The following is a 25,342-nucleotide window of genomic DNA, read 5'->3' as shown; positions in this document are numbered from 1 at the left end:
TGTTACTTCGATGTGAAGGAGGAGTGCGCCGCAGTCCCCCAGACGTCTCCTAGCTGGAGTTCTTGGTGCCCTGCCTGCTCGTGGCCAGGAAGGTAGCCACGCCGAGAACCAGTGACGTAGCTAGAACAGCTGGCAACGGGATGTTTCCGTTCACGCACGCTGCAAGCAGTGAAATTGCCGCAACCGAAAGGCCCGCGACAACGGCGAAGGTCCTACCTTTGATGGTTTTCCCCATGGTGGGAGCTTAGCGGCATTAGCGGAGTACTCGGGAGGACTATTTCCGAAGTCAGCGGCAAATCATCGGAGCTTCTTGAGGGGACGCCTTGCCGGCATAGCCCCTTCCGCCTGGCTGGCTTTCGCACCATTCCTCGGCAACAGCTCCTCTGAACGACATCACGGCCGGGCAGGAGGCGGCAACAATCAGCGCCAATGCCGTCCAAAACCAGAACCAGCGGAGACGCTTCGTCCTTCCGACGAAGGGTGCAGGAAACCCTGCTCTTCGCGCGGCGGTCGAGGACGATCTGGCATCCTGGCGCGACCCCTATGGCAACGCCGGTTTCGGCCCGTTCTAGGCGTCCTGATGCTGGTGAACTGACCGTCTCCCGGGTCGAGACAATTCGGAAAAGACGCTTGATGACGGGTGGACGGTGACCGAGCCGCGAGTTCTACAAGGCCCAGGAAGGCGAGCAGCGAGACCGGACGCCCGAACGTATGCGGAGTGCGTCTCCGGCCCCAATGCCCACGGTGCCGTGAAGCTGACCAGCCACCCTTCCTGGCTCCATGTCCCGAGTGGGGGCGAGGGTCAGGACAGACGGCGGAATTCACCTGGCCGGATCTGCACCAGGATCGGCAGGGCCATTTGTATTGGAGTAGCTCCGATCGGATCGTCGAGCAGGTCATTGACGGACGTCTGCCCTTCCAGCTCCTCGGGCTCATCCCTCTCCATGGTTTGACCATAAGTGGGCTACATGCTCTGTAATCCCAAGACACGCGGTCGATGACCACCGGGTGCCCTCAGCCATTTGGTGGTCTTGGACGCTCCAGACGATTGGCCCTCAGACTGTGGACTCTTTGTCAGGCAGTACCTACACTGAGCCATGCCCATGGTCGGCCGAACCGTCGCTGCCGCGGTGCTGCTCGTTATCGGGGCAGCACTGGCGTTGCTGGCTGTGTTGGTCCACTACGAATTCATGAGAATCTACGGCGATGTCAGCAGTACCGCGTTCGAGGGGCTCACTTGGGGATTGACTGCCGGACCCTCCGGATTGGCGCTCGGACTGGTCGCGGTGGCTGCCATGATCGGCTTCATGATCTCGACACGACGGTGGATGCGGCTGCTGGCCGTGGCCATCCCGGTCCTCATGCTGATCGGGATGCTCGCTGTCACCCCCGCGGCGCTGGGACAGAAGATGGAGAAACAATTTGTTTCCGCTCCACAATGCCTGACCGAGGGCACGGCTGAGCCCCTAGCCACCGCAGATCGTGAGTCCCAGCAGGCCTTCGATTCCATTAGTCACATCGGCCATTTCAGCGGTGGCGGCATGAGCGGTGTCGGCGGCTGTACGCGCTGGTTTGTGCTCTCAGGAGACGCCGATGTGTTGCAGCACTATCGTGCAGCGCTGCCAGCGGCGGGCTGGAAAGTGATCGAGGACGACGGGCGCCGCCTCCGGGCCCAGCGCGATGGCCGGGCCTTCGAGGTGATGCCCTGCCCTGGAGGCGGTGTCATCTGGGCCGGAAACGAGGAAGACCCCGCGTTCGGGCAGGGAACGGTTATGCCGGCCGGTTCAGACATTTGTGCTGCACACCACTGAAAACGACAAAATAAGGGGGACTGCCCCCGGTTTTGTTGACTCCTTGACCTACCGAGCTTCTGCTCGTGGAAGGATGTTGACCATGCCCACGCCTTATGGGGCGGAGTTCCGCCAGGATGTTATCGATGTGGCCCGCAAGGGCGAGGCGCCGCTGGCGCAGATTGCGAAGGATTTCGGGCTGTCGGTCACGACGCTGAAGCGCTGGATCGCCATCGCCGACCGTAAAGATGCCGGGGCCGTCCCGGCTGCGACGGAGTCGGCCGAGATGCGGGAACTGAAGAAGCGCAACCGCTTGTTGGAGCAGGAGAATGAGATTCTGCGTAGGGCTGCTGCCTATTTGGCCAGGGACATCAACCCAAAATGATCTACCCGCTGGTCACGGATCTTGCCGCCGACGGCGTCCCCGTGGCGGTGACCTGCAGGGTGTTGAAATTCAGCAAGCAAGGCTACTACCGGTGGAGAGCCAGCCCGGTGACAGAACGGGATTGGGCGGATGCGCACCTGGTCAACGCCGCCTTGGACATCCACGTCGACGATCCGACCTTTGGTTACCGTTTTATCGCCGACGAGCTTCCGGAGAAGGGCATCAAGGCGGGCGAAAACCGGGTCCAGCGATTGTGCAGGGATCACAGCATCTGGTCGGTGTTCTCGAAGAAGCGGGGCCTGAACAGGAAGCCGGGCCCGCCGGTCCATGATGACCTGGTGGAGCGGGACTTCACTGCGTCGGCACTGAACGAACTGTGGCTGACAGACATTACCGAACACCCCACCGCCGAGGGCAAGCTCTACCTCTGCGCGGTGAAGGACGTCTACTCCGGAAGGATCGTCGGCTACTCGATGGACGCCCGGATGAAGTCCTCACTGGCCGTGGCCGCCCTCGAAAGCGCCGTGCGGGCGCGCCGCCCGGCTGGGACCGTGGTGCACTCGGATCGTGGTTCCCAGTTCCGGTCCCGCCACTTCGTTGAATCGCTCCGGCACCACGGGCTGACAGGCTCGATGGGCAGGGTCGGTGCGTGCGCGGACAACGCTGCGATGGAGTCGTTCTTCTCGCTGCTGCAGAAAAACGTCCTGGACCGTCAGCGGTGGCTCACCAGGCAGGAATTGCGGTTGGCCATCACGACGTGGATCGAGCGGACATACCACCGCCGGCGACGGCAACGACGGCTAGGCAAACTCACTCCGATCGAATATGAAACAATCAACCGGACCGCGCTCACCGCGGCCTAAGACCCCGAGTCAACAAAAGCCGGGGCAGTCCCAATGGCGGCCACTCCCAGTTAAAGCAGGGCGGTTTCCAACGAAGGTCGCAACAGGCTCGACGTGAAGGCAACCATATCGCTCGATTGCCCGTTGCCGGCACGACCGCGCCCGTGATGACTACCGGGCGACCTCTCCGGAACGACCGGCCACGTTCGCCTTATGGATCGCGCCAACCGGAGTGGCCTTGACCGACAGCGCTACGCTATGAGCATTCAGTTACACAGCCGGAGAGACCACGCTCTGATTCCAGTGGTTGGCGGAGGGGGAACAACAACATGAATGCTAAGGCTGTTCTAGTCGCCCTTATCGGTACTACCTTCCTGGTATTTGCCTTGCCTTACCTTCTTGCTTCGTTCAGCATGGCTCCGAACGGTGCCGAAACACTTTTGCTCGCCGTGGCCCTATGGACCGCTTGCTGGGCGGCCAACCGCTTAGTCGATAGGCGCCACCGACAAAGCCGCCGATTTAACCAGCGACCGGCCAATTACTGACCCCGGTAGCCGGTTGGGTAAACGGACCCTGCACAAAATGCAGGAAGGCAGGGGTTCACCGGCCGAGGTGGCGAGCCGCCGGGTACTTCCGAAAAGCGAGAGTGCTAGCTGCGCAATGCCGCTGCCATCCGGGGGGCCTCCGCGGCGAGCCAGCGCTCCGCGCGCTGCAAACGCTCTTCCATCCCTTCCTTCCACCACCGGTTGAAGACAGGATCGGCATCGGCGGCGGCCCGCATAGTAATGAGAGAGTTTTTCGATCGTTGAACGGCGAGGGGGACGACCAGAGCACGTTGCCGGGAGTCCATCCCGTACGCGTCCGCGAAGAGCCGCAGGCGCTCGACCCCGTGGGTGTCCGACAAGGAGGGCGAACGGTCGAAGGGATGGAGCAGAGGCGCCCACCAATATGCTGCGTTGACGCAGTCGGCCACACGGGTGGTGGGACGGGCGAGGTCAAAATCAATGAATCCGAAGGGGCGCCTGTCACGGAAGACCACATTTCCGGGGCAGTAATCCTGATGAGAAACCAGCTCGGGAACGTCGAAGAGAGGCGGGACGGGGGTGCTGGGGGTGCCAGGAATGGTTCCCCATATTGCATCCCTCGGTGGCTCCCAAGCGACCGACACATCGTGAAGCCGGCGAATCAGCTGAGCCAAGTCGCCCAGTGCGTCATCGCTCGTCGCCCACGAGGGCAAGGGTTCTACCGGTACCTCACCCTCGACGAAACTCAGGATCTCACGGCCCTGGCCGTCATAACCGTGGGGTTCCGGTACGAAGCCGATTCCAGCGTTGCACAGGTACCGAAGGTATTCCTGCACCGTGGCGGTGAAAGGCCTAACGGGCCTTCGCACCGTATCGCCGATCCTCACCACATGGGTCACCCCTCCGGTCGCCAACACCTGCTCCTCGGGGTGCATCTACAGTCCTTCCATCAGATGGCAGCATGACATCGCTCCAGCAACTACCTACGGCGGCTATCCGCTTGCCTCTGCTGACCGTTCTGCTTTCAGCTGCCGCAAATACCAGCCCGAGTGCAGCAGCCAGACGACCAAAACTCCTGCCCCGCCCATTACCAGGACCGGCAGGTTAACCTCATTGACCGGTTTGGACAGGTCCGCGAACGCGATCCAGATCGCCGCTGCAACCGCCGCGACGCCGAAGCTGCGGCAAAGCACCTCGAATCCGGCCAATCCTCCTTGCCGGATATTCACCAGGAGCTCGATGACCATGATGACCGGGCCGCCCCTACTGAATACGTGACAACGTCGCTGGGCGTGCCGATTCCCGCAGCCCAAGAGAGGAAGAAAACCAGACCCAGGAGCAGTGCCAGCGCTTTGACACTTTCGCTCCATATCGTAAGCCTGGACAGGATCCGGTTCGTGTCCTGTCGCTTCCGGGGTACGAAATCCCAGGATCGTCTGATGAATTGCCTACCAACAAAGCCGGTGATGCCGACGGTTATCAGAGGCGCGAGAACCGGCGTGACGACGTTGTTGCTGATTGACAACAGCACTGCGGCCAAGGCAATGAACAGCTGAGGCGTGGCAACGACGCCGAGCCACCATCCCGCCAGATACTCCTTCCGCGCCTCGGGCAGATCTAGGGGGTGCACCTTGTGCTGCTGCTGCGGGTCGGGGAGTGAACCCTGTTCTTTGATGAAGTTCATAACGGTCTCCAGGGAACTTTGTCGAGGTAAGGCAGACGTAAGCCAGCCCGTGCAATTTCGTATACTTTCTGGCGGGAGACCCCCAGGGTCTCGGCAACCGACACGGCGCTGTACTCCTCCAGCAGTTCAGCCACCGCCACTGACCGAATGCCAGACGCCCTGGAATTCAAATGAGCCATGAGAGCACTGATTTCTGCCGACAATAAAGCGACGGCAACCGCACCGTTAGAGACCTCGCCCCACTGCTCCGGACCAACGTGAGCGGCGGCAAACAAAGCATCCCCACCATCCATGAGGGCTGCCCGGACCTGTTCCACCGTTACACCGCACTCCAGGAAACGCCGCGCCGTCGCTATCCTCGAATGCTCATCCACGCGTTGCGCCAACGCGTCGTGCCATTCATCGGGGATGGTAGCGGCTGCCCGTTTGTCACCCTGGGGTTGCATCTCCATAAAACTAATGATTTGACTGCGCATGGCGTGTTGTCAGCCCCGGGGCGACAACGACGGGCCACTTTGTTGGGGGAGCCGGCAAGCGCCGATGACCCGACTGGCCCTGCCCTTGAAGCGTTGACCTGGCCGAAAGGCAAAGATGAGTTCAGACCGGGAGCATCTCGTCGGCGAGCGGTCTTCCCGTCAACAGGCCGAAATGATGTTTGCCGGGCTACTGGAGCGAGGATGCTCAGAACGGCTCGTCTTCGGAAGTGACTGGCCCTTCACACGCCACGAAGAACATACCTTTACGGAACTCTTGGCTTGGGCGCAGGCTCTCGCGGGCGAAGATCTCTTCCGGAACATGATGACACGAATCCGGCTTCTCTCTTTGGCTGGCCTGCAACATCCGATGACAAAGTTTCAGAGCCAATGCTTTATTCATAAGCAGCGTGTGTACTTGCAAAGTACACAGAACCCGCCGGCCTGTTTCAGATCGCCTTTAGCCTGGTCGGTCTGGCCCTCGGTCCGCAGGCTCTCATCGCCCGTGGCATCGCCTGCCGCCTCCTTGCCCTTACCGTTCGCCGCGGAACGGAAGCCCTCGCAGCCACTTCCACTCCCGTGCTTTAATGGCCGATAACCATGATTCCGTCAAACTGCCTGGCCGGGCAAGCCTGTGCATGCTGGTCACGTGGCCGGAACCGGAGGCGACTCTGATCCGTCCATGACTGGGAACAAATCGGGTTATCCACGGCTGGGAGTAGGAGCCGTTGGAGTAGCTCCATGGCAGCAGTAGCGGTGGATAACCTATAAGAATTGTCCCCGGCTGTGGGCGGCCGCGGCAAACTGGAGAACCAGTTCCTACTGCTTCTGCCGTGTAGGCAAGGAGTCCTTTGTCAGCATGGGGTGTGGCTGATCTTGTCACAAGCTGTCCGTGTCCGGATGTGGGGAGCGGCTCTGCGTGCTCTGAGGTTGCTGAAAGACATTCCATGGCAGTCGATTCGGTCCCCAGCTCAGGGAAGAACCTGCACTCCGGCCTCCTGCTCATTTCGATCCTGACCGATCCCTTTCCTGCGCGTGGCTGACTAACCTCTACCGCCGGCCGCCCCTGCTGAGGGCCTTGCGCGCCCCCGTCTCCCCAGTTCTTCGGTTGCCTGTCCAGGGTTGAAGCGTAATCTGGGCAGCAGGCATCAGGTATTCCCGGAAGCCGCACGGGCATCAACGACCGAAGGCACATCGTGGCACGTGACCATAATCAGGACAACCCGGACGGTTCCCAGTCCACCGCCTCCGCCACCGGCCCTCGGACGCCGGCCAGCTTCCGGGAGGAGCTCTCAACTGAAGCGAACACCGTCGTAGATGACTCCTGGGCCGGGTCCGCCCCTGCCCAATACGGCGTGACGCCGCGGGTGCTCATAGGGAAAAGCAAATGGTTCAACGTGCTTTGGTTGCTGCCAATCGGGTTCGTGCTGCTGATCACTGCCGTGGGCGTGGCCAAGGGGCTGCGTAGTGTCCCTACGGTCGTGGAGTTCATCAGCGAATATCCAGGGCGGGTTATTCCGCCCGGGGCCGAAGGACGGGCGGGCTTCCCTGCCTGGATCGGGTGGCAGCACTTCTTCAACATGCTGCTCCTGATCCCCATCATCCGGGCCGGGATAACCATCCTTGCCGATCATCCCCGGCTGTACTGGACCCGGCACTCAACCCCGGGCAAGGAATGGTTCCGGATGCAAACGCCGATACCCGCGGACCCGCTGTAACGGCCAAGCAGGACTCCATCACCCTCCCCGACGGCGTGGGCCTGCCGGGCCGGCGGCACTCGATCGGGCTGGCACGCTGGTGGCACCTGGGCATGGACACGCTCTGGCTGCTCAACGGCCTGATCTTTTACATTCTCGTCTTCACCACCGGCCACTGGCTCCGCCTGGTGCCCACCAATTGGGACGTCCTCCCCAACGCCCTCTCGATGTCCCTCCAGTACGCCTCCCTGAACTGGCCAACCGACGACAGCTGGGTGGCCTACAACAGCCTCCAGCTCATGGCCTACTTCATAACGGTCTTTATCGCCGCGCCGCTGGCGTTCATCACCGGGCTGGGCATGTCCCCGGCGCTGTCCACAAAATTCAGATGGATCAGCAGAGTCTTCAGCATCCAGATCGCCCGATCACTGCATTTCCTGGTCCTGATCTGGTTCGTGCTATTCGTCGTGATGCACGTCTCCCTCGTCGTCGCGACAGAGGCACTGCGGAACCTCAACTACATGTACGCGGACCGCAACTCCGGCGACTGGAACGGGTTCTGGGTCTTCGCCGCATCCCTGGCCATAATGATCGTGATCTGGGTGGGGGTCACCCCGCTCACCTACCGCCATCCGCGCCAGGTCCAACGGATCGGGTTTGCGCTCATCGGCCCGGCGCAACGGCTGTTCGAACACCTCGATTCAAAACCCGGCCGCTACACCGACAAAGACATCTCCCCGTATATGTGGCACAACGGGAAGTACCCCGAATCCACCGAATACAAAACGCTCCTGGCTGCAGGCTTCACCGACTACCGACTCCAGATATCCGGCATCGTGAAGAACCCGGTGGAACTCGACCTGGCCCAGCTCCACGACCTGGCGCACCATGAGCAGATCACCCAGCACTTCTGCATCCAGGGCTGGTCCGGCGTCGCCAAATGGGGCGGCGTCTGCATGCAAACCATCATCGACCTCGTACAGCCAGACCCGGAGGCAAAGTGGGTGATCTTCTACTCCTTCGCCGACGGACCCGACGGCGGCATCTACTATGACGCGCACCCGATCGAACAGATGAACTACCACCTCACCATGCTCGCCTACGACATGAACGACGCGCCGCTGTCCTACGGACACGGCGCTCCACTGCGGCTGCGCAACGAGGTCCAGCTCGGCTTCAAACTCGTCAAATGGATCAAAGGCATCGAATTCGTCAAAGACTTTTCCCACATCGGAGGCGGCGAAGGCGGGTACAACAACGACCACGAATTCTTCGGCTACCGCCAATCCATCTAGCGTCAAGCCCACACCCGGCATGCCAAACGGAAACCCGGTGTCTGCCACGAGGATCAACGCCCTGGGCCGGGTCTTAAGCCCGGCCCGTAGCGCTCGGCAAAATTCGTCGAACTTGGCAGTCGTTCGCCTTTTACCATTGGTAAATCCTCTGCAGGATCTCGTGCCGCGGTGCCTGTGCCGGTCCCGGATAGGCCACCATGACCGGCACACTGTCAGGGCCTTGACCCTCGACCAGGCTGTAACCCTCTACTGTCCGCCGGGTGACCTGGGAAGAGTGTTTCCGCAACGCCTGCTCGCAGCGGTCCAGGTCCGCTTCGTCCTGGGCGGTCCATATGAGGTATTGGATGCCAATGTTGCCGAGGGGGTGTTGCGCATTCTCTCCCATGCTGCGCAAGTACAGCTGGTATCCGACCGGGCCGACCAGCAAAGCCGCGGATTCGTCATGAATGGTCACCTCCCATCCCAGGAACTCCTGGTAAAAGGCTACCGAACGGTCAAGGTCGCCCACGAACATCACGGCTGAGGCCAAGTGCAGCGCCTGATGCCCACCGCTTCCCATGGTTTCGCGGCCTTCCGAAGCACTGCTCTTCGGGGCTTCCGGTTGTTCTGAATCCTCAAATCCCATTGCAGAAAACCAATCTCTCGGCCCAGACGACCTGCCGCGACACCGCGACGGACCGTTGTCAGGCTATCGGCCGGGAGCAGAGGGCGTAAAGGGGACCTCTGGTCCCCACCGCGGCGGCGGCCCGGCCGCTCAGAAAAGTCCACCGTGCCGGAACGAGTCATCGCCGCCAGGGTTACGCGTCACAGGAGCGCTGCCGTATTCCTTCGCGATCGCTTCACGGCCGCTCCGGCCAGCTGAGTAAGCGCGTCCCGTGTGTACGGCAACGGGGCCAGCGCACCCGAGGCACTCGTACTCAGCGGATGATGACGTCGTTCCAGACGCAAGACGCCCCAAGGGCGGAGTCGACAGGCGAAACAGCTGCAGTCCGAGGGTTGTCCTTAAGCGATTCAAAACGCCGATAGCGAATATTCCGTCAAGCTGCCGCAGCTCCTTCTACGGCACACGGTTTTGCCGTAGGGGATTGCTTCACTCCAGCTTGGCTTGGTGCAGGTACTGACAGATGGTCTCCCTCCTGATCCTGTGTGACGGGTAAGGAGGGTTTCGGTACGCCCTTGCCGGCGCTGTACCATTTCGGCGGCCGGTTCCGTTGTGAGGGTCTTTTTCCGCCGGTCGCAACGCGAATTCGGCAGACGGACATAGATTAGCCACACCCAGATTCCTTAGTCCGAAAAGAGCTTGCGCTAAACACGGCAAACTCACGAGACTACACAGCAGGAACCTTTGCACCGGCCCGTAATCGAAGTCGAGGTAACTATGGGTATAAAACCGGAAGTCGGCGAACCTGATGCGGGACCCTGGCAAGCCGAGTCCCTAGAAGTCTTAGTCGTGCGGCTACTGCCGGCAGTCGGAAAACGTCCGGACCGTCCCTGGATTGTGGCGGTAGATGGAAGGAGCGGGGCAGGCAAGACCACTCTGGTCGATCGTCTACTGGCTCGAGTGCCGGACTCAGCTGTCGTTCACACGGACGATGTAGCGTGGCATCTCTCGTTTTTTGACTGGGCCGATGAACTCCGTGACGGTGTCCTCGAACCGCTGCTCCAAGGCGAGGCAGTGCATTATCGTCCGCCGGGTTGGGTGGCCCGAGAACGTCCAGGTGCCATAGCTCTACCCGTCGGGCGCTCCGTTGTGTGGGTGGAAGGGAGCGGATCATCACGCCAAGCGCTCTCCGACCTCATCGACGCTTCAATCTGGGTGCAGTGCGACAATCTCGAAGCCCAGCGTCGCCTCCAGGCGCGAGATGGCCAGGAAGAAGAAGACCTGCACAGGGAGTGGGAAGAACAAGAAATTCCCTTCCTACTTCAAGACCGCCCATGGGAACGGGCGACAGTAATCGTGGCCGGAAGGCCGACCCTAGAGCACGATCCGAATACCCAAGTAATAACCGCCCAGCCGGCGCCAGCATGCGCGGAGATCATCTAAGCCACCGTCAGGCAAGCCCGGTAGGGCACATCTGAACCGTGAGGGACAGGCTTTGAAAAACCCCTGCGGGCACGAGATATGTCAGGTTGGGGTGTACTTCAACCTGATGTTTGCTCGGCACTGGACGCCATCATAGGTACGGAGATGCCGAGGGTCTCTCGAATCAGGAAAGGTGACTTCTGAGGGAGCTGAGTGTTTTCGCGAATCTTGCTATCGTGCTCGGTAAGTTGTCCTAACCGGGGTTTGGAGAAAGGAACGAGTGAAGATGCTGGGGCGCGCGCACGTACTCATGGAGGGGCAGGAGCCTGCCCGGCAGTCCGATGACATCATTTCGGTCGTTAGCCGTCGCGGATCCCGCCCGGCTAACGGCTCCCGTATCGGGTGGATGATCGCCGGTATCGTGGCCGTTGCTGTCACGCTGACGGTGGTCGTGCGGGAGGTTCTTAACCGGACTGGAGATCCTGATGTCGAGCGGACCGGAGTAGAGGCTGCAGCCGACGCTCTTGCCGGTCCGCGAGAGCATGTGATTCACAGGCCGCCGGCCGGAGCATTTTTATCACGGCACCGGCGCCGAGGGGCGGGATAGGTCTAGGGTAGGGACTGTCGGCAATCGCCGCGGATACCCTCAAGGAGGGTGCATGAACTCCATCCAGTCCAGCTCCGAACACTTTGGGCAGCATCTGAAAAGTGTCGGGGGCTCAGAAGCTGACGTCAGCGGCTCAAACTACGACGTCACACCGGAAGACACCGTCGAAAGCGCCGCGTCGGGCCTCCGAATCAAACAGCAGCTGCAAGGCAACGCACCGAGCAAACAGTCCACGCTCCATGCGGCCGCCCAGGTGCTGATAAGCCGACGGGACGAGCAGGACCCCGGCAACTACCCCGGGACCTCCCAGCCAGGGGAGTACCAGCTGGATATCCACCGCGAGGCGGGTCGCATTACGCGTGAACCGGTCCCGGAAACCGATCTGGAGGCGGCTCAGATCTGGGCCCAGGGACGGATTGAAGCCGAGGACGCTAACTTTGGTGCCATCTACTTCCCCGCAGGAGGAGGAACTGATCCAGGTACGGGCGCGCTGGAGTGCAGCTATGACCGCGCCGTGGGCTGGTACCGGTAGCCGATCCGCCGGGCTAACCGCCGCCGCGGCCGGCGCGGTACCAATCATCAGCCACCGCGCCTGATCTGCCCGGGCGGCAGGTATGACAGCTGGATTCCGCCAGTAACCGTATTTGGTGCGCGGGCTATCCGACCACGACGATATTCCCGGTACCGTCGTGACTCGACGCGCCGATACCGTGATTCCGGCAACCTGGGGGAGTGGCACGACAAGCGTTGCTCGCCGTCAATCCGGCTCCGACTGTCGCCAGCTTCAACTGTCGCCTTGTGCAAGGCATTTGCGACGGCGTCCGGTCGTGTGCGCTGTCAGCTTCCCGGACCGCACGCGCGGCTGCCGCGTCGCGATGGTCCGGCAGGTCCTATTTCCAGAGGAAAGAGCGCTGGATAGTAGTGTCCCTGGTCGAGGCGGGCTGTTGCTGCGCTTCGGAAGTTTCGAACATCAGGCGTTCTTCCGAGCGGGTTATTGCATCATCGGTGGTCGGGCCGGACCTGTCTTGGCCCGACGGTTCCGCAGACGTGGCGGTCCGCGGTCACTCCCCTATCCGGGGCATGCCGATAGCAGCGGGTGTTCAAACGTCCCGGTAACCGGCTGTGCCGGTGCGGTAGCCGGATCTGCGTGCGTGTGCCTGGCAACGGGAGGTATACGCTTAGCCCAACTCGTGTACGACAGCGATACCGCCGGAGGCAGCTCTCAGGTGAGAGCGTCCGGGCCGATCGAAGGAATGACGATGAAGGCGTTTGTCTATCACGGTCCCGGCCAGATGGCATGGGACGACGTCCAGGATGCAGGAGCGAGCCGACGTCCTCGTGAAGACCGAAACCGCGACCGTTTGCAGCTGGTCGGGTTCCCGCAGCCGTGAGTAAGCGGCCATCGTGATCCGGGGAAGGTTGAGGGGTGAGAAGCAGGCCTTCGTCCTCCCAGCGCGCACGGTCCAGATAAAGGGGCTTTCTGCTGGTGAGGTCGCTGTGCGGGTCGAAGCCGGTTCGACCAACGTCGTGCCCGATTTTTCCAGCCGGAGCCTGTGGGACATCCTCAGAGCCAACGTCCTGACCCTTTTTAATGCCATCGTGGCCGGCAGCTTCGTGCTGCTCCTGCTGCTCGGTCAGTGGCGGGACGCGTTGTTCGGTTTCGCGGCCATCAGTAACGCTCTGATCGGTGTCGTCCAGGAATATCAGGCGAAGAAGTCACTCGATCGCCTTGCCGTTCTTAACTCCCCGCAAGCCCGGGTGCTCCGGGACGGCGTTGTCCAGGACATTGACGTTGAAGACGTTGTTCAGGACGACATTCTTGTCCTCCGCGCCGGAGACCAGGTCACCGCGGATGCCGTGGTGCTGGACGCCGACGGACTTGAAATTGATGAGTCACTGCTCACCGGGGAATCGAACCCCGTGGGAAAGGACGCCGGCGCCCAAGTGCTCTCCGGCTCCAGCGTCATTAGTGGCCAAGGCAGGGCGACCGTCACCAGGGTGGGCGCGGAGTCCTTCGCGAGCCGCCTGACGGCCGAGGCCAAGCGCTTCTCGCTGGTCCACTCCGAGATCCGCGGGGGCCTCAACCGGGTCCTTCGGTGGGTCACCTTGGCCCTGCTGCCCATCATGGCCATCGTCATTAACGGACAGATGCAGAATCAGGGTGGATGGCAGCAGGCCATCGCGACCGGAAGCTGGCAAGCCGGGGCGGTCGGCGCCGTCGCAAGCATCCTCGCCATGATTCCTTTGGGTCTGGTCCTCATGACAAGTGTTGCGTTCGCCGTGGGCGCCGTGCGGCTCGCACGGCAAAAAGTGCTCATCCAGGAACTGGCTGCGGTGGAGGGTCTCGCCCGGGTGGACGTGCTTTGCCTCGACAAGACAGGCACCCTCACAGCAGGCCGGATCGTTTTCGACGCCGTCCACGACATCGGCACCGTAACGCCGGCGGGTTGGAAGCAGGTCCTGGGCTGGTTCGGCGCAGACCCAAACGCCAACGCTACCGCCCGGTGCCTGGCGGAGGCTTTCCCGCAGGAAAGCGCGGACCGCCCGCTCTCCTCGGTTGCGTTTTCCTCGGCCAGGAAGTGGAGCTCGGTCAGCTTCTCCGCCGGCACATCCCCGGCCGGGACATGGGTGCTGGGAGCCCCCGAGATTGTCCTCAGCCCAAGGACGGCCGGCCCCAACCGGGTACTCGACATGGCAACCGTTCTTGCTGCCACAGGTTTACGGACGCTTGTTCTGGCGCACACAGCCGCGACCATCCGGGGCGGACGAGTAGATGAACCGGCACTTCCATCCGCGCTGGCTCCCGCCGTCCTGCTGACCTTTCGGGAGCAAGTCCGGCCGGACGCCTCCCGAACACTGGCCTTTTTCAGAGACCAGGGCGTCGGGCTAAGGATCATCTCCGGGGATGACCCCCGCACCGTCGCAGCAGTGGCGCGGGAAGTCGGCGTGGCCCCGGACGGTGGCTTCGATGCCCGACAACTGCCCGAAGACCCCGAAGCGATGGCTGAACTAATGGAGCACCAGACCGTGTTTGGCCGGGTCACCCCGGCCCAGAAGAAGGACATGGTCCGTGCCCTGCAACGACGGGGGCACGTCGTAGCCATGACCGGTGATGGGGTCAACGATGCCCTGGCTCTGAAGGAAGCCGACATAGGCATCGCCATGGACTCGGCCGCGCCAGCGACCAAGGCCGTGTCGCGGCTGGTGCTGCTGGACGGCCGGTTCGACAGGCTCCCGGGAGTCGTGGCCGAAGGTCGACGGGTGATCGCCAACATTGAGCGCGTCTCCATGCTGTTCCTGGCAAAAACCGCCTACGCCGTCATCTTGTCGGAAACGTTCGGAGCCCTGCTCTGGGCCTTCCCGTTGCTGCCCCGTCAACTTTCTGCCACCGACGGCATCACCATAGGAATTCCCGCGTTTTTTCTGGCATTGATGCCGAACACGCGCCGCTACCGCCCCGGCTTCCTGAAACGCTCACTGTCTTTCGCCGTACCAGCAGGGTTAATTACCGCTGTAACAGTCCTCGCCATCAACACATATTCCCTGCTGCAGGCTACCGGCACCGCGGCCGCGCGGACGGCTTCTGTTCTCGTGCTGACGCTGGTGGCCCTTTGGGTGCTGGTCGTTCTCTCACGGCCCCTGAACCATTGGCGGATGGTGATCATCGGTGCCATGTACGCGGCACTGGTCCTCCTGCTGACCATACCTCCGCTGCGGGACTTCTTTGATTTCACCGTGCTCCGGCAAGAACACCTCATTGTATCCCTGCTGGCCGGCCTCCTCGGCGCCCTCGCCGTCGAAGTCCTGTTCCGGTTCCACCGCCGCGGCCTCAACGCCGACCCGGCCCTTCGTCATTGAAGCACCCACCGGCTCGCTGAGCGGGCTGGCTGTGGGCGAGGTGTCTCCAAACAGGGCCCGCCACCAGGGACACCCGCCCAGATTCCCGGCTGCGGCATCCCCCGGCCGCACAAACCCCCTCCGCCGGCCATCCAGGAGGGCAGACGGGTCGCCCGGGTCTAGTCTGAGGCATGAGCGAGCAACAAAAGACCTGGCACGACAGACACAAGGCTTCCCTGACCAAAGGCCAACGCGCAGCTGACATCATGCGCAACGGGATGGGAAGCTGGCCTTTCGTTGGCGGCTTTATCGGCTTCATGATCATCTGGGCCACCATTAACACCTGGGCCCTGGCGACGAAGGCGTGGGACCCCTACCCGTACATACTTCTGAACCTCCTGCTCTCCATGTTGGCAGGGCTCCAAGGTGCCATTCTTCTGATCGCCGCGAAACGACAGGACGCGATTGCTGCGGCCATGGCCCAGCACGACTACGACACGAATTTGCGGGCGAAGGAAGAGATCGAACTGTTGATAGCCATCAACCGTGAGCAGCTTGAAATCCTGAAGGAACTCAAGATGTCTGCGACTCCTTAAGACCTTCACCACCGATAGCCCGGCAACCGCCAAGGGAAGCCGAATCCGGGAAATAAGCAGACCGCGGCGAGCTGCTGACAAAAGGCCGATAATTGAGGTTCCGTCAACGTGCCTCGGTTGGGAAAACCGTGCGTGCTGATCCCGCGGAGCAAGAAGAGCGGTGCGAAGGGCATGGGTGAACTCCTCGACCGGGCTCTGGTCAGCGCGTTCTACCGAATAGCTGGGCGCGGAGTGCCCTTACAACGGTCCTCTGTGAAGGACACCCCGCGGGGTCCGCTACTGCTGGTTCAGCCATTCTTCGAAGCGGGTTTCATAAATGGTCGCGTCGATTCCTGGAAGCAGTTCGCCATCCTGGAGCATGGCGTTGAAGTAGCGTGCGGTGGGGTCGGTGACGACCTCGCGGGGGTCCCCATGGAAGCTGAGGCCTTTGCGGATGAGGTCGTCGAGACCGAACTGCTCGGGGCCGGCGACCTCAACGGTAGCGTTTAATGGACGTTCGAGTGCGGTGCGTGCAACGGCGGTGGCTACGTCTTCGGCGGCCATGGGCTGGATCAGGGCGGGTGACAGCCGAACGGTGTTTCCCTCGGTCGCTGCCTGGGCGATGCTCTTGACGAACTCGAAAAACTGCGTTGCATGAACGATCGAATACGGGACGCCCGCTTCCTTGATGAGCTTCTCCTGAGCAATTTTCGCCCGGAAGTAGCCGCTCTCGGCCAGGCGCTCGGTGCCCACGACCGACAGGGCGACATGGTGCCCAACACCGGCCTGTTTCTCGGCGGCGAGCTGGTTGCGGGTGGAGGTGGTAAAGAAATCCAGCACAGCAGTATGTTCAAACGAGGGTGAGTTCGACACATCGACTACGGTGTCGGCTCCCTGCAGCATATTCGAGAGGCCCTCGCCGGTGAGCGTGTTCACCCCCGAGTCAGGGGAGGCGGCCACTGCTTCGTGTCCGTGTTCGCGGAGCCTGCCGACCAGTTTCGAGCCGATCAGGCCAGTACCGCCGATAACTACGATCTTCATGATCTTCCTTTCAATAATTTCTTGTAACGAGCTACAGGCCGGGCTGGGAGGTCGCATTCAGCCACTCCTTGAGGGTGATGTCCCCGATGCGGGATTCACCCACGGGAACGATGCTGGTCTCTTCGATTGGTATGCCGAAGTAGCCGGCCTGGGGATCAGTGACCACTGGGCGGGAGTCGTTGCGGGCAGCGAGAACACGACCTACGAATTCAGTAAGTCCTGCGCGCTCAGGGCCCGCCATTTCAAGGACGCCGTCAATCGCGGGCGAGAGGGCCGTCTCCGCCACAATGCGGGCAACGTCGGCAGCAGCCATCGGCTGCATCAGGTGACTTGTCACGTAAACCGACCCGTCGCGGGTTCCTGCATCGGCGATCATCGGGAGGAACTCGAAGAATTGAGTGGCCCGCAGAATGGTGTATGGCACTCCGCCTTCTCTAATTGCCTTCTCCTGCGCGGTTTTTCCGGCGAAGTAGCCGACGCCGATGCGGTCGGTTCCCACGACTGACAGGGCCACGTGATGCCGTACGCCGGCCCTTTTCCCGGCAGCGAGGAGGTTGCGGGATGACGTGGAGAAGAAGGGAACGACCACCTTCTCATCGAAATCGGCGGTGTTCGTCAAGTCGACGACTACGTCCGCCCCCACCATCGCCTCATCCAATCCCTGGCCGGTCACGGAATTGACCCCGGTGGAAGGGGACGCCGCTTTAGCCTCATGGCCCTGACTGCTGAGGATCTCCACAACCTGCTTGCCGATCAGCCCAGTGCCGCCGGTTACAACGATCTTCATGATGATCTTCCCTCCGATAAAGGCTTAGCGGAATGCAGTGGCATCCCGTCCACCAGCTATGACCGGAGATCACACCAATCTGTGACAGGCTTTGGAAAATTGCGTCAGCCGCCAACCCTTGTCACGCCGGAGAGTTTGTCTGGATTCATCGTCCACAACAGCCGGTCGATACCATCGGCAGACGCAGTGAGAGTCACCACCGCAAACACCACACCGTCCTGGGCCAGCAGTGCGCAAGGCCGGCCGTTGGCCATAAAGGGCTGGGTATCGACACCAAGCCAGAAACGCGACGCGAACGCCTGGTAGTACTTCGCGACCCGTTCCCGTCCGACAACAGGGAATTTGGAAGCCCGCACCTTACCGCCGCCGTCGGAGTAACTGACGACGTCGGCGGCGAACAGTGCCTCCAGCGCGGCCAGGTTTCCGGTCCGGGCAGCAGCAAGGAATGCCTCCAGCAGCTGCCGCTGCTCACTCACGCTCACCTCGGCGCGTTTCTCCTCAGCAAGGCGTTTGCGCGCCCGGCTGACCAATTGGCGGGCATTCCCTTCTGTCTGCTGGATGACCTCAGCGATCTGCTCATACGGGTAGTCGAACGCTTGCCGCAGCACGTAGGCCGCCCGTTCGGTCGGCGACAACTTTTCCAGTATCAGCAACACCGCAAACTCGAGCGCTTCACCGTGCAAGGCGCCCAGTTCGGGGTCGGCGCTTGTGTCCACAGGCTCGGGCAGCCAGGGACCGACGTACGTCTCACGACGGACACGTGCCGACTGCCCGGCGTTGATGGCAAGACGGGTGGCGGTGGTCGCCAGGAACGCCGGGGCATGCCGAACCAGGCTGCGGTCGCATGTCTGCCATCGGACCCACGTCTCCTGGACGATGTCCTCCGCCTCGCTGACACTGCCGAGCATGCGGTAGGCGATCCCGAACAATCGAGGACGGACCTCAGCGAAAATTGTCGATGCCGTTTCCAGTTCGGCCGTTGACCCTGTGTCGGCATCCATGCGCCCAATGTTACTGCTCACGGGTTGGAGCCTGGGCTGGCTGTGAACGCTGGAATTGTTCTCCCAAGCAATTCAAGGAGCCGATAGTTGATATTCCGTCGACCCTGCATATTCCTGCCGAAGCTTCACACGAGTAGGGCCCGAACACGCCGACCTTTCCTGGCGGTCCAAGTAGCGGAACCCTGGCCAAGAGCGGCAGACCGGAGTTCCGTGTCTAAAAGCTACGTCCCGCCCCCTGAAGTTGGCTAGGGATGTCGCCGACAACTGAAGCGAGCCAAGGAAGCGGGGGGCAAGTGGCGTTGACGACCCCTTCCAGCAGGCCAAGTCAAAGAGCCGATAACTGCGATTCCGTCATGGAGGGGAAGCGAGCTGGGCCTCTTGGCCGTTCGATGCCCCGATGGGGCGAGGTTCGGTCATGCCCTCTTCTATTGTTTCGCCCATGAGATAGATGTTCGAAGGAGGCCCAATGCGGATTTTCAGAGGGAGCGCCCGGTTCGAGTCCCACCTCGTGCACGTGTTTTCCCTGTTCAGGGGCTTGTGAGCCTCTGAGTGTGCACATATTGTTCACCTCTGGGCCTCTTCGGGGGCCTTTTTCATTGGTGGCAGGTGCTGCTGTGGCGGGCTGCCTCCTTGCCTTTCTGGATGGACGGGTTGTTGTTCGTTACCACTTCATGGGCGTTTATGGCTCTGCCAACATGACCTGTGAAAAATTTGGTGCGGGTTTCTTTGGTGCATCGCGGTGTGTTCACTAGGTTCCTCCTGCACCGCTTCGGTGGCCGTTCTTGTTCTTCATGGAAGGTCCGGGGGAGGACGACATGATTCCAGAACAATTCGGAGCCAGATTCTTTTTGCGCCCGGCGGTAGCTTTTCACCTGGCCCATCGTCGGCTTTGAGTGTCTGTTCTGCTTATTCATGGCGCGGCTAGGGGAAAGGGAACATGACTTGTGCCCGGCCGGTGGAATAGGGTCCAGGGGTCCGTACTTCTTCAAGGGCCTATCTCCTTTGGCGTTTGTTGGCGTGTGTTGACGTATGGTTCGTTACCTAGCCATGGGGGTTCCCGGGCGTTAGGGCATGACTTCGCTGACGAGGCGGCCGTGTTCCCTGCGGCGGTGGCTGCCGATCATCCCTCAGGGCGTCATTGCGACACGGATCGCTTGCCGGTCAGGGTGCGGCGTGCGCTCGGCGCTCCTCAGGTGCATTCCACCGCCGGTCCTCCTTTGTGCCGGGAGTTACTCGGCGATGTCCTCAGCCCACAGTTCGGGGTGTTTGTCCTGAAAGGTGCGCATCATCTCCACGCACCGGGCATCATTCAACACCACCACTTCGACGCCGCATGAGCGCAGAAGATCGAATTCGACTGGGAACGTCTCGGCCTCGCCCACCACTACGCGCGGGATCTTGAACTGGATAATGGTCCCAGTACACATCGCACATGGCGCCAGGGTGGTGTAGAGCGTTGTGTCCCGGCAACTCTTCTGGCGTCCGGCAGCGCGCAGCGCGGACATCTCGCGGTGGGCGATTGGATCGCCATTTTGGACACGCACGTTGTGACCGCTGTGGCCGGGCTGCTAACGGAGCCTGACGCCCGGGGCGAAGGGGACTGGTCAGTCTCGGTCGACTCGATGGTGAACCGCGCCCACCAGCACGGCACCAACCTTTCCCGCACCACAGAGGGCCACGTCGAATTACATGAATCTGTTTGATGACCCAGACCGATCATGCGATCGGCCGTTCCCGCGGCGGTCTGAGTACCAAGATCCAAGCCCTCGTCGACGGCAAAGGCATGCCATTACTACTGCTGGTCGCCACCGGTCAGGGCGGAGATGCGCGGATGTTCACCCACCTGATGGACCAACTGAAGATCAACCGCGCCCGCCCGGGCGGGCCACGAACCCGCCCGGACCGAGCCCGCGCATACTCATCCAGGGCGATCCGGACCCACCTTAGCGACCGCGGCATCGCGGCGGTCATCCCGCAACCATCCGATCAGATCGGTCACCGAAAACGACGCGGCTCCACCGGCGGCAGGCCGTCGGCCTTCGACAAAGAGGACTACAAAGGCCGCAACGTCGTCGAACGCAACTTCAACATCTTCAAGCAGTGGCGTGCGTTGGCAACGCGCTACGACAAACTCGCACTCACCTACCGCGGCGGAGCCGTTCTCCGGGCAGTTAGCATCTGGCTGACAGCTTTAGGAGCTGGGGAGCCGCTCCGCGGCGTTGTGGGCTTGAGAAATCGGCCTTGTGGCTCGCTTGGGTAGTAGCGGATGATGGCGGTGCCGCGGTCGACGCCGCTGTGTCTTAGTGCTCAGAGCCTGTTTAGGAGCGTGGCGTGGAGGGCTTCCACGGGAACCGTGGATTGGTGCCGCAAGCCCTGCAGCCTGGGGTTTTGACGAGCCCGTTTAGTAGATTCCTGAATCATTTCCCCGCCCTTCCCGCGGCACCTGACACCACCAGTCGGTGGTGTTCTTGGACCGGAGGTGAGGAGTAGATGATGGACATCGTGCACGAGCGTGCCGCGGGAATGGATATCTCCAAAGGCGATGCGAAGGTCTGCATCCGGATACCAGGAGCGCGGGCAGGAACGTCCAGTAGGACAGTGACCACATATGGGTCGACGACGAATGAGATCGTGCGCCTGCGCCGTGATCTGGAGGCCGCCGCAGTGACAGTGGTGGTGATGGAGGCCACCGGCGACTACTGGAAACCGTTCTACTTCCTGCTGGCGGAGTCGCTGAATGTGCAACTGGTCAATGCTAAAGCTGCGCGGAATATCCCGGGGCGCAAGTCCGATGTTTCAGATGCGACATGGCTGGCGGAGCTTGCTGCCCACAACCTGCTGCGGGGCAGTTTCGTGCCGCCCGAGCCGATCCGTCAGTTGCGGGATTTGACCCGGACGCGGTCGAACCTGACTCATGAGCGCACCCGCGAATTTTCACGGCTGGAAAAAGCGCTGGAAGATTCCAACATCAAGTTGTCATCGGTCGTCAGCACGCTGAGCACCCAGTCCGCCCGCAGCATCCTCAACGCTCTCGTATCCGGAGAACGTGACCCGCATGCCTTAGCTTCGCTGGCGCACGCCTCGATGCACCGCAAATCCGCGGCGCTGATCGAAGCCCTCACGGGCCGCTTCACCGACCACCACGCATTCATGGTGCAGCTGCACCTGAACCGCATCGACCAAATCGAGGCGACCCTCGCGGCCCTCGACACCCGCATCGACACGGTCATGGAACCTTTTTCCTTAGCCCGGGAGCTGCTGATGACCGTCCCTGGGATTTCGAAGAATGTCGCCAACGTCATCATTGCCGAAGCCGGCGTCGACATGAACGTGTTTGACACTGCGGGGCATCTGGCATCGTGGGCGGGAGTATGTCCGAGCCAAAACGAGTCCGCTGGACGAATCAAGTCCACCCAAACCCGACCCGGCGACCACTACCTCAAAGCCGCACTGGGAATCGCGGCCCTGGCCGTGTCCCGATCAAAAACGACCTACCTCGCCGTGAAATACCGTCGCATACAGTCCCATGCCGGCGCCCTGCGTGCCGTAGTCGCACTCCAACACACGCTGCTCGTCGTCATCTGGAACATGCTCCACGACGGAGTCGCCTACGACGAACTCGGCATCGATCATTACGACAAAACGAACCCCGAACGCGCCAGGAAACGCCTCCAACGCCGAATGGTCGCCCTCGGATTCGAGCCCAACCTCACCCCACTTTCCGCAGGGAGCTCACCTTCGTTTTCTTAGTAGACACACCCTAGGCGTCGATCACCAAGTCGCTCTGCGCGGTGGAGCAGCACGGCAGGAACTTCCCTGCATCGATTTCGCGTTTCCGGATCCCGCCCTGGTGGTTCATCTCGACCTCGCCGGAAAGCTTGACGACCTTGCAGGAGCCGCACATGCCTTCCTTGCAGTTCGCGCCGATCCTGACGCCCGCACGCTGGGCCGCGCCGAGGATGTGTTCGTCGGGGTCGATCTGCACATTGATGCCTGTGCGCATGAAGGACAGGGTGAGGCTTCCCGTTCCCACGGTGTCAAAGCCCGAGGCGTCCGGGGTCCCAGCCTCCGGCCCCAGATCCGACCTGCCGTCGGGGGCGGGGGAGTCCGGGTCGACAGTTTCCAGCGGCAGCCCCGTGGCCTTCAGTGGTCCCTCGGCGTCGTAGCCGGGCTCGTAGAGCCCGAACGCGCTGGGCTGGCTTTCGTAGTAGTCCTCGGCGGAATCGGCGATCTCCTCGGCGATTTCCTCCGCGATGTCCGACGCAAGCGCGATCTCCGCCTGGTATTCCAGGATCGTCTGGCGGTCCCCCGTGAAGAATTCCATGTTGATGGAGGTGTCATCGACGCCGACATTCTCCAGGAGCTCGGTCGCGGTGTTCAGGTAACCCTCGGGGCCGCAGGCATAGACCTGGCGGCCGTTGGCATCGGGGGCAACCTCGTCGAGCATGGCCGCAGTCAGCCTTCCGCTGAGCCATTCCCACCCTTCAGGCTTGCTCCGGTCACCCAGGGAGTAGAAGACCTTGACGCGCGAGTCCACGGAGGCGATGTAGGCCAGCTCCTGGTGGAAGGCATATCCTCCGGCCTCCGCTCCGTGGTAGAGCACCACGACATCGGCCTGCCCGGGCAGGGAGTGGATGGTCCGCACCATGGACATGATGGGGGTGATGCCTGCGCCGGCGGCCAGCAAGAGGTACCGTGCCCGACGGTCCGCGTCAGGCAGGTGGAATGCCCCGACCGGTCCGAGCATCTCGAGGACGGTGCCGGGTTTGACGTTTTCGTGGACCCAGGGTGAGACGAGTCCAGTGGGGTCGCGTTTGACTGTGATGTTGAAGGTCCACGGCTGGGTGGGCGAACTGGACAGCGAGTAGCTGCGGTCCACCGGATCCTGGTCCTCGCCGTTCACAGGAAAGGCGACGTTCACGTACTGGCCCGCACGGAATGCCAGCGGCGCACCGTCGCAGCGGCGGAACACGAAGGTCATCATGCCGCCCGCCTCGGGAACGGTCTCGACGCATTCGGCCATGAACTCCTGCGGATGCCAGGGGCCCAATGCGTGGGCGGCGCGGGCGGGTCCCTCGGTACTGCCCAGCACCCTGTTCCACGGCATCTCAAGACCGCGAATGCGCTGTGGTTCCTGGATTGCCGTGTCGGTGCGGAGTTCAATCATGCCAAGTGCTCCTGCACGCGCTGCACGTACCAGTTGATGAACGCCTCGACCTGGTATTCGCTCTTCATGTAGGGGCCGGGCTCGTAGGCGGGGCTGCCGGCGCCCTTCTGGCACAGCTCCACGAACGCTTTGTCCTGCAGATTTGTCTGCTTCCAGGTGTAGGTGAGTTTTTCCAGATCGTAATCAACGCTTTCCTCGGCGTCGTCAGCCACCAGCCAGGTGGTGCGTACGAGGGTCTGGTGTTCGTTGATGGGGAAGACGCCGAATGTGATGACGTGGTCCCCCAGGAAATGGAACCAGCTGTTGGGCTGCAGGTGCATCGAGCAGCGGCCAAGGCGGAAGTCCCGCAAGTCACCGAGCAGTTTCTTGGAAAGCCTGCGTCCGTCGGGAGAGAACGATTCGCCCTCACCGTCAAGCGATTCCCGTGAGATGCGGATTCCCGCGATGCGCGTGTCAAGCTCCTCGATGACCTCGTACGGAAGGCCATAGCGGCGGCAACGCTCCTCGAGCGAGGACTGTGCTTCCTTGTTGCGGTTCCACACTTCCTCGAGATGGGCCGGGATCAGGCCCTCGGTCAGGCCCCAGGTGGGGAAAAGGGAGCACGCGAGCTCCGGGTGGCCGTCGCAGTGGTAGCACTCACGGTTATTCTCCATGACGAGCTTCCAGTTGCCCTCTTCGATGATGTTCTGCTGGTAGGCGATTTTCGTCTTCGACAGATCGTGGGGCGCGAGGTAGGGCTCAAAGATCTTTGAGGTTTCGTCGAAGTCCGTCGGCGGCTCATCAGCAATGCAAACGAAGATGAGTCCGGCGACCTCGCGGCCGTGGGCGCGCTTGAGGCCGAAGCAACTCTTGTCGAACTTCGTTTCCCCCGGTGCCGACGCGTGGATCAAATCGCCGCTGGGGGAGTAAGTCCAGGAGTGGTAGCCGCATACCAGGTTTCCAGTGGACCCCACGGGTTCGGTCAGGACGCGGGCGCCACGGTGGCGGCATACGTTGTGCAGGACGTTCACGCCGCCGTCGTCGTTGCGCAGCACGATCAGGGAGTAGGGCCCGTAGTCGACCGTGACGTAATCGCCCGGCTCCGGCAGCTCAGCAGTGCTGGCGGCAAAGATCCAGTGCTTGCCAAATATGGCCTCCATGTCGATTTTGAAAACCGTGGGGTCCGTGTAGAAGGGGGCGTCGAGGGAATATCCCGTGCGCCGGGACGCAAACAACTCAGTGATCTCTGCCAGCTGCTCTGCAGGCAACGATGAAGCGAGTTTTCCGCGTGAATTGAGGGGCACGCTCACTGAAGTAGTCATGTGTTTCCTCCCGGGAGGGCTGGGTAGTGGAGTTCACGGGTTTAGTGGGGCAACCGGCGTTGTCGAGAATGTTGTGGTCATGCGATTAGAGGATCGATGTGCAATAAAAGAGCACGATTTGGGAAAAGCCGTGGATAGCGGTAACGATTCCAACATTTCAATTTCCAAGTGCGTCCTACGCAACAATAATCAGGATACGCAACAGCGTGACTCACGCCACGGCGGTTGTCAAGCTCACGCGCCAGTCGTGCGATCACCTCTGCCCCCAGGCATCCCTACACCCAACAACTCCTTCTGGCCGCCCCAGTGCCCC

General features: G+C 61.8%; 21 protein-coding genes and 2 pseudogenes. 9 read left to right on the top strand and 14 right to left on the bottom strand.

From position 1 onward, the window contains the following. Window positions 1–802 precede the first annotated feature (802 nt). Window positions 803–946, bottom strand: a complete 144-nt coding sequence (locus ABIE00_RS12445) for a hypothetical protein (RefSeq protein WP_354260629.1) — start codon at window positions 944–946, stop codon at window positions 803–805. 184 nt (window positions 947–1,130) lie between these two features. Here ABIE00_RS12445 and ABIE00_RS12440 point away from each other — a divergent pair, with 184 nt between their 5' ends. Further along, the gene (locus tag ABIE00_RS12440) at window positions 1,131–1,811 is read left to right on the top strand and encodes a hypothetical protein (protein WP_354260627.1); all 681 of its coding nucleotides are present in this window, start codon (window positions 1,131–1,133) and stop codon (window positions 1,809–1,811) included. Window positions 1,812–1,893: 82 nt separating this feature from the next. Then, a protein-coding gene (locus ABIE00_RS12435; RefSeq protein WP_354260625.1) for an IS3 family transposase occupies window positions 1,894–3,038 on the top strand; the annotation gives its coding sequence in 2 pieces (ribosomal slippage) (window positions 1,894–2,170 and window positions 2,170–3,038; 1,146 coding nt in all). 628 nt (window positions 3,039–3,666) lie between these two features. Here the strand turns inward: ABIE00_RS12435 and ABIE00_RS12430 are convergent. The 6 genes and pseudogenes from ABIE00_RS12430 to ABIE00_RS12405 all read right to left on the bottom strand — a co-directional run. Further along, complete coding sequence (locus tag ABIE00_RS12430) at window positions 3,667–4,476, bottom strand: phosphotransferase enzyme family protein (protein ID WP_354260623.1); 810 nt, start codon at window positions 4,474–4,476, stop codon at window positions 3,667–3,669. 57 nt (window positions 4,477–4,533) lie between these two features. Next, window positions 4,534–4,788 (bottom strand): hypothetical protein, encoded by a 255-nt coding sequence (locus ABIE00_RS12425; protein ID WP_354260621.1) that lies wholly within the window; start codon window positions 4,786–4,788, stop codon window positions 4,534–4,536. After that, complete coding sequence (locus tag ABIE00_RS12420; RefSeq protein WP_354260619.1) at window positions 4,767–5,225, bottom strand: hypothetical protein; 459 nt, start codon at window positions 5,223–5,225, stop codon at window positions 4,767–4,769. Before ABIE00_RS12420 ends, ABIE00_RS12425 begins: the two co-directional genes overlap by 22 nt. After that, window positions 5,222–5,677, bottom strand: a complete 456-nt coding sequence (locus ABIE00_RS12415; protein ID WP_354260617.1) for a hypothetical protein — start codon at window positions 5,675–5,677, stop codon at window positions 5,222–5,224. Before ABIE00_RS12415 ends, ABIE00_RS12420 begins: the two co-directional genes overlap by 4 nt. 229 nt (window positions 5,678–5,906) lie before the next feature. Further along, window positions 5,907–6,101: a hypothetical protein gene (locus ABIE00_RS12410; protein WP_354260615.1), complete on the bottom strand. Its 195-nt coding sequence runs from the start codon at window positions 6,099–6,101 to the stop codon at window positions 5,907–5,909. Further along, window positions 6,098–6,238 (bottom strand): annotated as a pseudogene (locus tag ABIE00_RS12405) (CsbD family protein); the annotation flags it as partial. The pseudogene ABIE00_RS12405 and the gene ABIE00_RS12410, both read right to left, overlap by 4 nt. A gap of 656 nt (window positions 6,239–6,894) precedes the next feature. Between ABIE00_RS12405 and ABIE00_RS12400 the strand changes: the two are divergent. Together ABIE00_RS12400 and ABIE00_RS12395 are read left to right on the top strand one after the other, a co-directional pair. Then, a complete protein-coding gene (locus ABIE00_RS12400) occupies window positions 6,895–7,416 on the top strand; it encodes a hypothetical protein (RefSeq protein WP_354260613.1) in 522 nt (173 codons plus the stop codon). Beyond that, window positions 7,374–8,690, top strand: a complete 1,317-nt coding sequence (locus ABIE00_RS12395; RefSeq protein ID WP_354260611.1) for a molybdopterin-dependent oxidoreductase — start codon at window positions 7,374–7,376, stop codon at window positions 8,688–8,690. The genes ABIE00_RS12400 and ABIE00_RS12395 overlap by 43 nt, the downstream gene beginning before the upstream one ends. A 130-nt stretch (window positions 8,691–8,820) precedes the next feature. Here the strand turns inward: ABIE00_RS12395 and ABIE00_RS12390 are convergent, their stop codons facing one another. Beyond that, window positions 8,821–9,219: a VOC family protein gene (locus tag ABIE00_RS12390; RefSeq protein WP_354260609.1), complete on the bottom strand. Its 399-nt coding sequence runs from the start codon at window positions 9,217–9,219 to the stop codon at window positions 8,821–8,823. A 2,153-nt stretch (window positions 9,220–11,372) separates the two neighbouring features. Between ABIE00_RS12390 and ABIE00_RS12385 the strand changes: the two genes are divergently transcribed. The 3 genes from ABIE00_RS12385 to ABIE00_RS12375 all read left to right on the top strand — a co-directional run bounded on the left by ABIE00_RS12385 (window position 11,373) and on the right by ABIE00_RS12375 (window position 15,753). Beyond that, a complete protein-coding gene (locus ABIE00_RS12385; RefSeq protein ID WP_354260607.1) occupies window positions 11,373–11,852 on the top strand; it encodes a hypothetical protein in 480 nt (159 codons plus the stop codon). Between the two features lie 995 nt (window positions 11,853–12,847). Next, on the top strand, window positions 12,848–15,178 hold the full coding sequence (locus tag ABIE00_RS12380; protein WP_354260605.1) for an HAD-IC family P-type ATPase: 2,331 nt from the start codon (window positions 12,848–12,850) through the stop codon (window positions 15,176–15,178). 170 nt (window positions 15,179–15,348) lie between these two features. Next, complete coding sequence (locus ABIE00_RS12375; RefSeq protein WP_354260603.1) at window positions 15,349–15,753, top strand: DUF1003 domain-containing protein; 405 nt, start codon at window positions 15,349–15,351, stop codon at window positions 15,751–15,753. 276 nt (window positions 15,754–16,029) lie between these two features. On the opposite strand, the gene ABIE00_RS12370 is transcribed toward ABIE00_RS12375, so the two are convergent. The 4 genes and pseudogenes from ABIE00_RS12370 to ABIE00_RS12355 form a co-directional block, all read right to left on the bottom strand. Then, window positions 16,030–16,773 carry an SDR family oxidoreductase gene (locus ABIE00_RS12370; protein WP_354260602.1) on the bottom strand — a complete coding sequence of 248 codons (744 nt, stop codon included), beginning with the start codon at window positions 16,771–16,773 and terminating at the stop codon, window positions 16,030–16,032. A 31-nt stretch (window positions 16,774–16,804) separates the two neighbouring features. Then, on the bottom strand, window positions 16,805–17,560 hold the full coding sequence (locus ABIE00_RS12365) for an SDR family oxidoreductase (RefSeq protein ID WP_354260600.1): 756 nt from the start codon (window positions 17,558–17,560) through the stop codon (window positions 16,805–16,807). A gap of 104 nt (window positions 17,561–17,664) precedes the next feature. Then, window positions 17,665–18,582 carry an RNA polymerase sigma-70 factor gene (locus ABIE00_RS12360; RefSeq protein WP_354260598.1) on the bottom strand — a complete coding sequence of 306 codons (918 nt, stop codon included), beginning with the start codon at window positions 18,580–18,582 and terminating at the stop codon, window positions 17,665–17,667. 1,208 nt (window positions 18,583–19,790) lie between these two features. Then, window positions 19,791–20,117, bottom strand: a pseudogene (locus ABIE00_RS12355) (nucleoside deaminase); the annotation flags it as partial. Between the two features lie 146 nt (window positions 20,118–20,263). Between ABIE00_RS12355 and ABIE00_RS12350 the strand changes: the two are divergent. Together ABIE00_RS12350 and ABIE00_RS12345 are read left to right on the top strand one after the other, a co-directional pair. Then, on the top strand, window positions 20,264–20,821 hold the full coding sequence (locus ABIE00_RS12350) for an IS5 family transposase (protein ID WP_502914215.1): 558 nt from the start codon (window positions 20,264–20,266) through the stop codon (window positions 20,819–20,821). A 233-nt stretch (window positions 20,822–21,054) separates the two neighbouring features. Continuing rightward, complete coding sequence (locus tag ABIE00_RS12345; protein WP_354263350.1) at window positions 21,055–22,311, top strand: IS110 family RNA-guided transposase; 1,257 nt, start codon at window positions 21,055–21,057, stop codon at window positions 22,309–22,311. A 10-nt stretch (window positions 22,312–22,321) separates the two neighbouring features. On the opposite strand, the gene ABIE00_RS12340 is transcribed toward ABIE00_RS12345, so the two are convergent. Next, window positions 22,322–23,728 carry a ferredoxin reductase gene (locus ABIE00_RS12340; RefSeq protein ID WP_354260596.1) on the bottom strand — a complete coding sequence of 469 codons (1,407 nt, stop codon included), beginning with the start codon at window positions 23,726–23,728 and terminating at the stop codon, window positions 22,322–22,324. Then, window positions 23,725–25,029, bottom strand: coding sequence for an aromatic ring-hydroxylating oxygenase subunit alpha (locus tag ABIE00_RS12335; protein ID WP_354260594.1), 1,305 nt, complete (start codon window positions 25,027–25,029; stop codon window positions 23,725–23,727). The genes ABIE00_RS12340 and ABIE00_RS12335 overlap by 4 nt, the downstream gene beginning before the upstream one ends. Between the last annotated feature and the right edge of the window lie 313 nt (window positions 25,030–25,342).

This window comes from Arthrobacter sp. OAP107, assembly GCF_040546765.1.
Lineage (GTDB): Bacteria > Actinomycetota > Actinomycetes > Actinomycetales > Micrococcaceae > Arthrobacter.
This window is presented reverse-complemented; position numbering and strand designations above follow the sequence as displayed.

What these genes read in the sequence shown, in the direction of transcription:
- ABIE00_RS12445 (WP_354260629.1), bottom strand. Translation starts at nt 946, where the DNA reads ATGGAGAGGGATGAGCCCGAGGAGCTGGAAGGGCAGACGTCCGTCAAT.
- ABIE00_RS12350 (WP_502914215.1), top strand. Translation starts at nt 20,264, where the DNA reads ATGACCCAGACCGATCATGCGATCGGCCGTTCCCGCGGCGGTCTGAGT.
- ABIE00_RS12345 (WP_354263350.1), top strand. Translation starts at nt 21,055, where the DNA reads ATGGACATCGTGCACGAGCGTGCCGCGGGAATGGATATCTCCAAAGGC.
- ABIE00_RS12365 (WP_354260600.1), bottom strand. Translation starts at nt 17,560, where the DNA reads ATGAAGATCGTTGTAACCGGCGGCACTGGGCTGATCGGCAAGCAGGTT.
- ABIE00_RS12370 (WP_354260602.1), bottom strand. Translation starts at nt 16,773, where the DNA reads ATGAAGATCGTAGTTATCGGCGGTACTGGCCTGATCGGCTCGAAACTG.
- ABIE00_RS12415 (WP_354260617.1), bottom strand. Translation starts at nt 5,677, where the DNA reads ATGGAGATGCAACCCCAGGGTGACAAACGGGCAGCCGCTACCATCCCC.
- ABIE00_RS12410 (WP_354260615.1), bottom strand. Translation starts at nt 6,101, where the DNA reads ATGAATAAAGCATTGGCTCTGAAACTTTGTCATCGGATGTTGCAGGCC.
- ABIE00_RS12395 (WP_354260611.1), top strand. Translation starts at nt 7,374, where the DNA reads ATGGTTCCGGATGCAAACGCCGATACCCGCGGACCCGCTGTAACGGCC.
- ABIE00_RS12335 (WP_354260594.1), bottom strand. Translation starts at nt 25,029, where the DNA reads ATGACTACTTCAGTGAGCGTGCCCCTCAATTCACGCGGAAAACTCGCT.
- ABIE00_RS12420 (WP_354260619.1), bottom strand. Translation starts at nt 5,225, where the DNA reads ATGAACTTCATCAAAGAACAGGGTTCACTCCCCGACCCGCAGCAGCAG.
- ABIE00_RS12430 (WP_354260623.1), bottom strand. Translation starts at nt 4,476, where the DNA reads ATGCACCCCGAGGAGCAGGTGTTGGCGACCGGAGGGGTGACCCATGTG.
- ABIE00_RS12375 (WP_354260603.1), top strand. Translation starts at nt 15,349, where the DNA reads ATGAGCGAGCAACAAAAGACCTGGCACGACAGACACAAGGCTTCCCTG.
- ABIE00_RS12425 (WP_354260621.1), bottom strand. Translation starts at nt 4,788, where the DNA reads ATGGTCATCGAGCTCCTGGTGAATATCCGGCAAGGAGGATTGGCCGGA.
- ABIE00_RS12340 (WP_354260596.1), bottom strand. Translation starts at nt 23,728, where the DNA reads ATGATTGAACTCCGCACCGACACGGCAATCCAGGAACCACAGCGCATT.
- ABIE00_RS12385 (WP_354260607.1), top strand. Translation starts at nt 11,373, where the DNA reads ATGAACTCCATCCAGTCCAGCTCCGAACACTTTGGGCAGCATCTGAAA.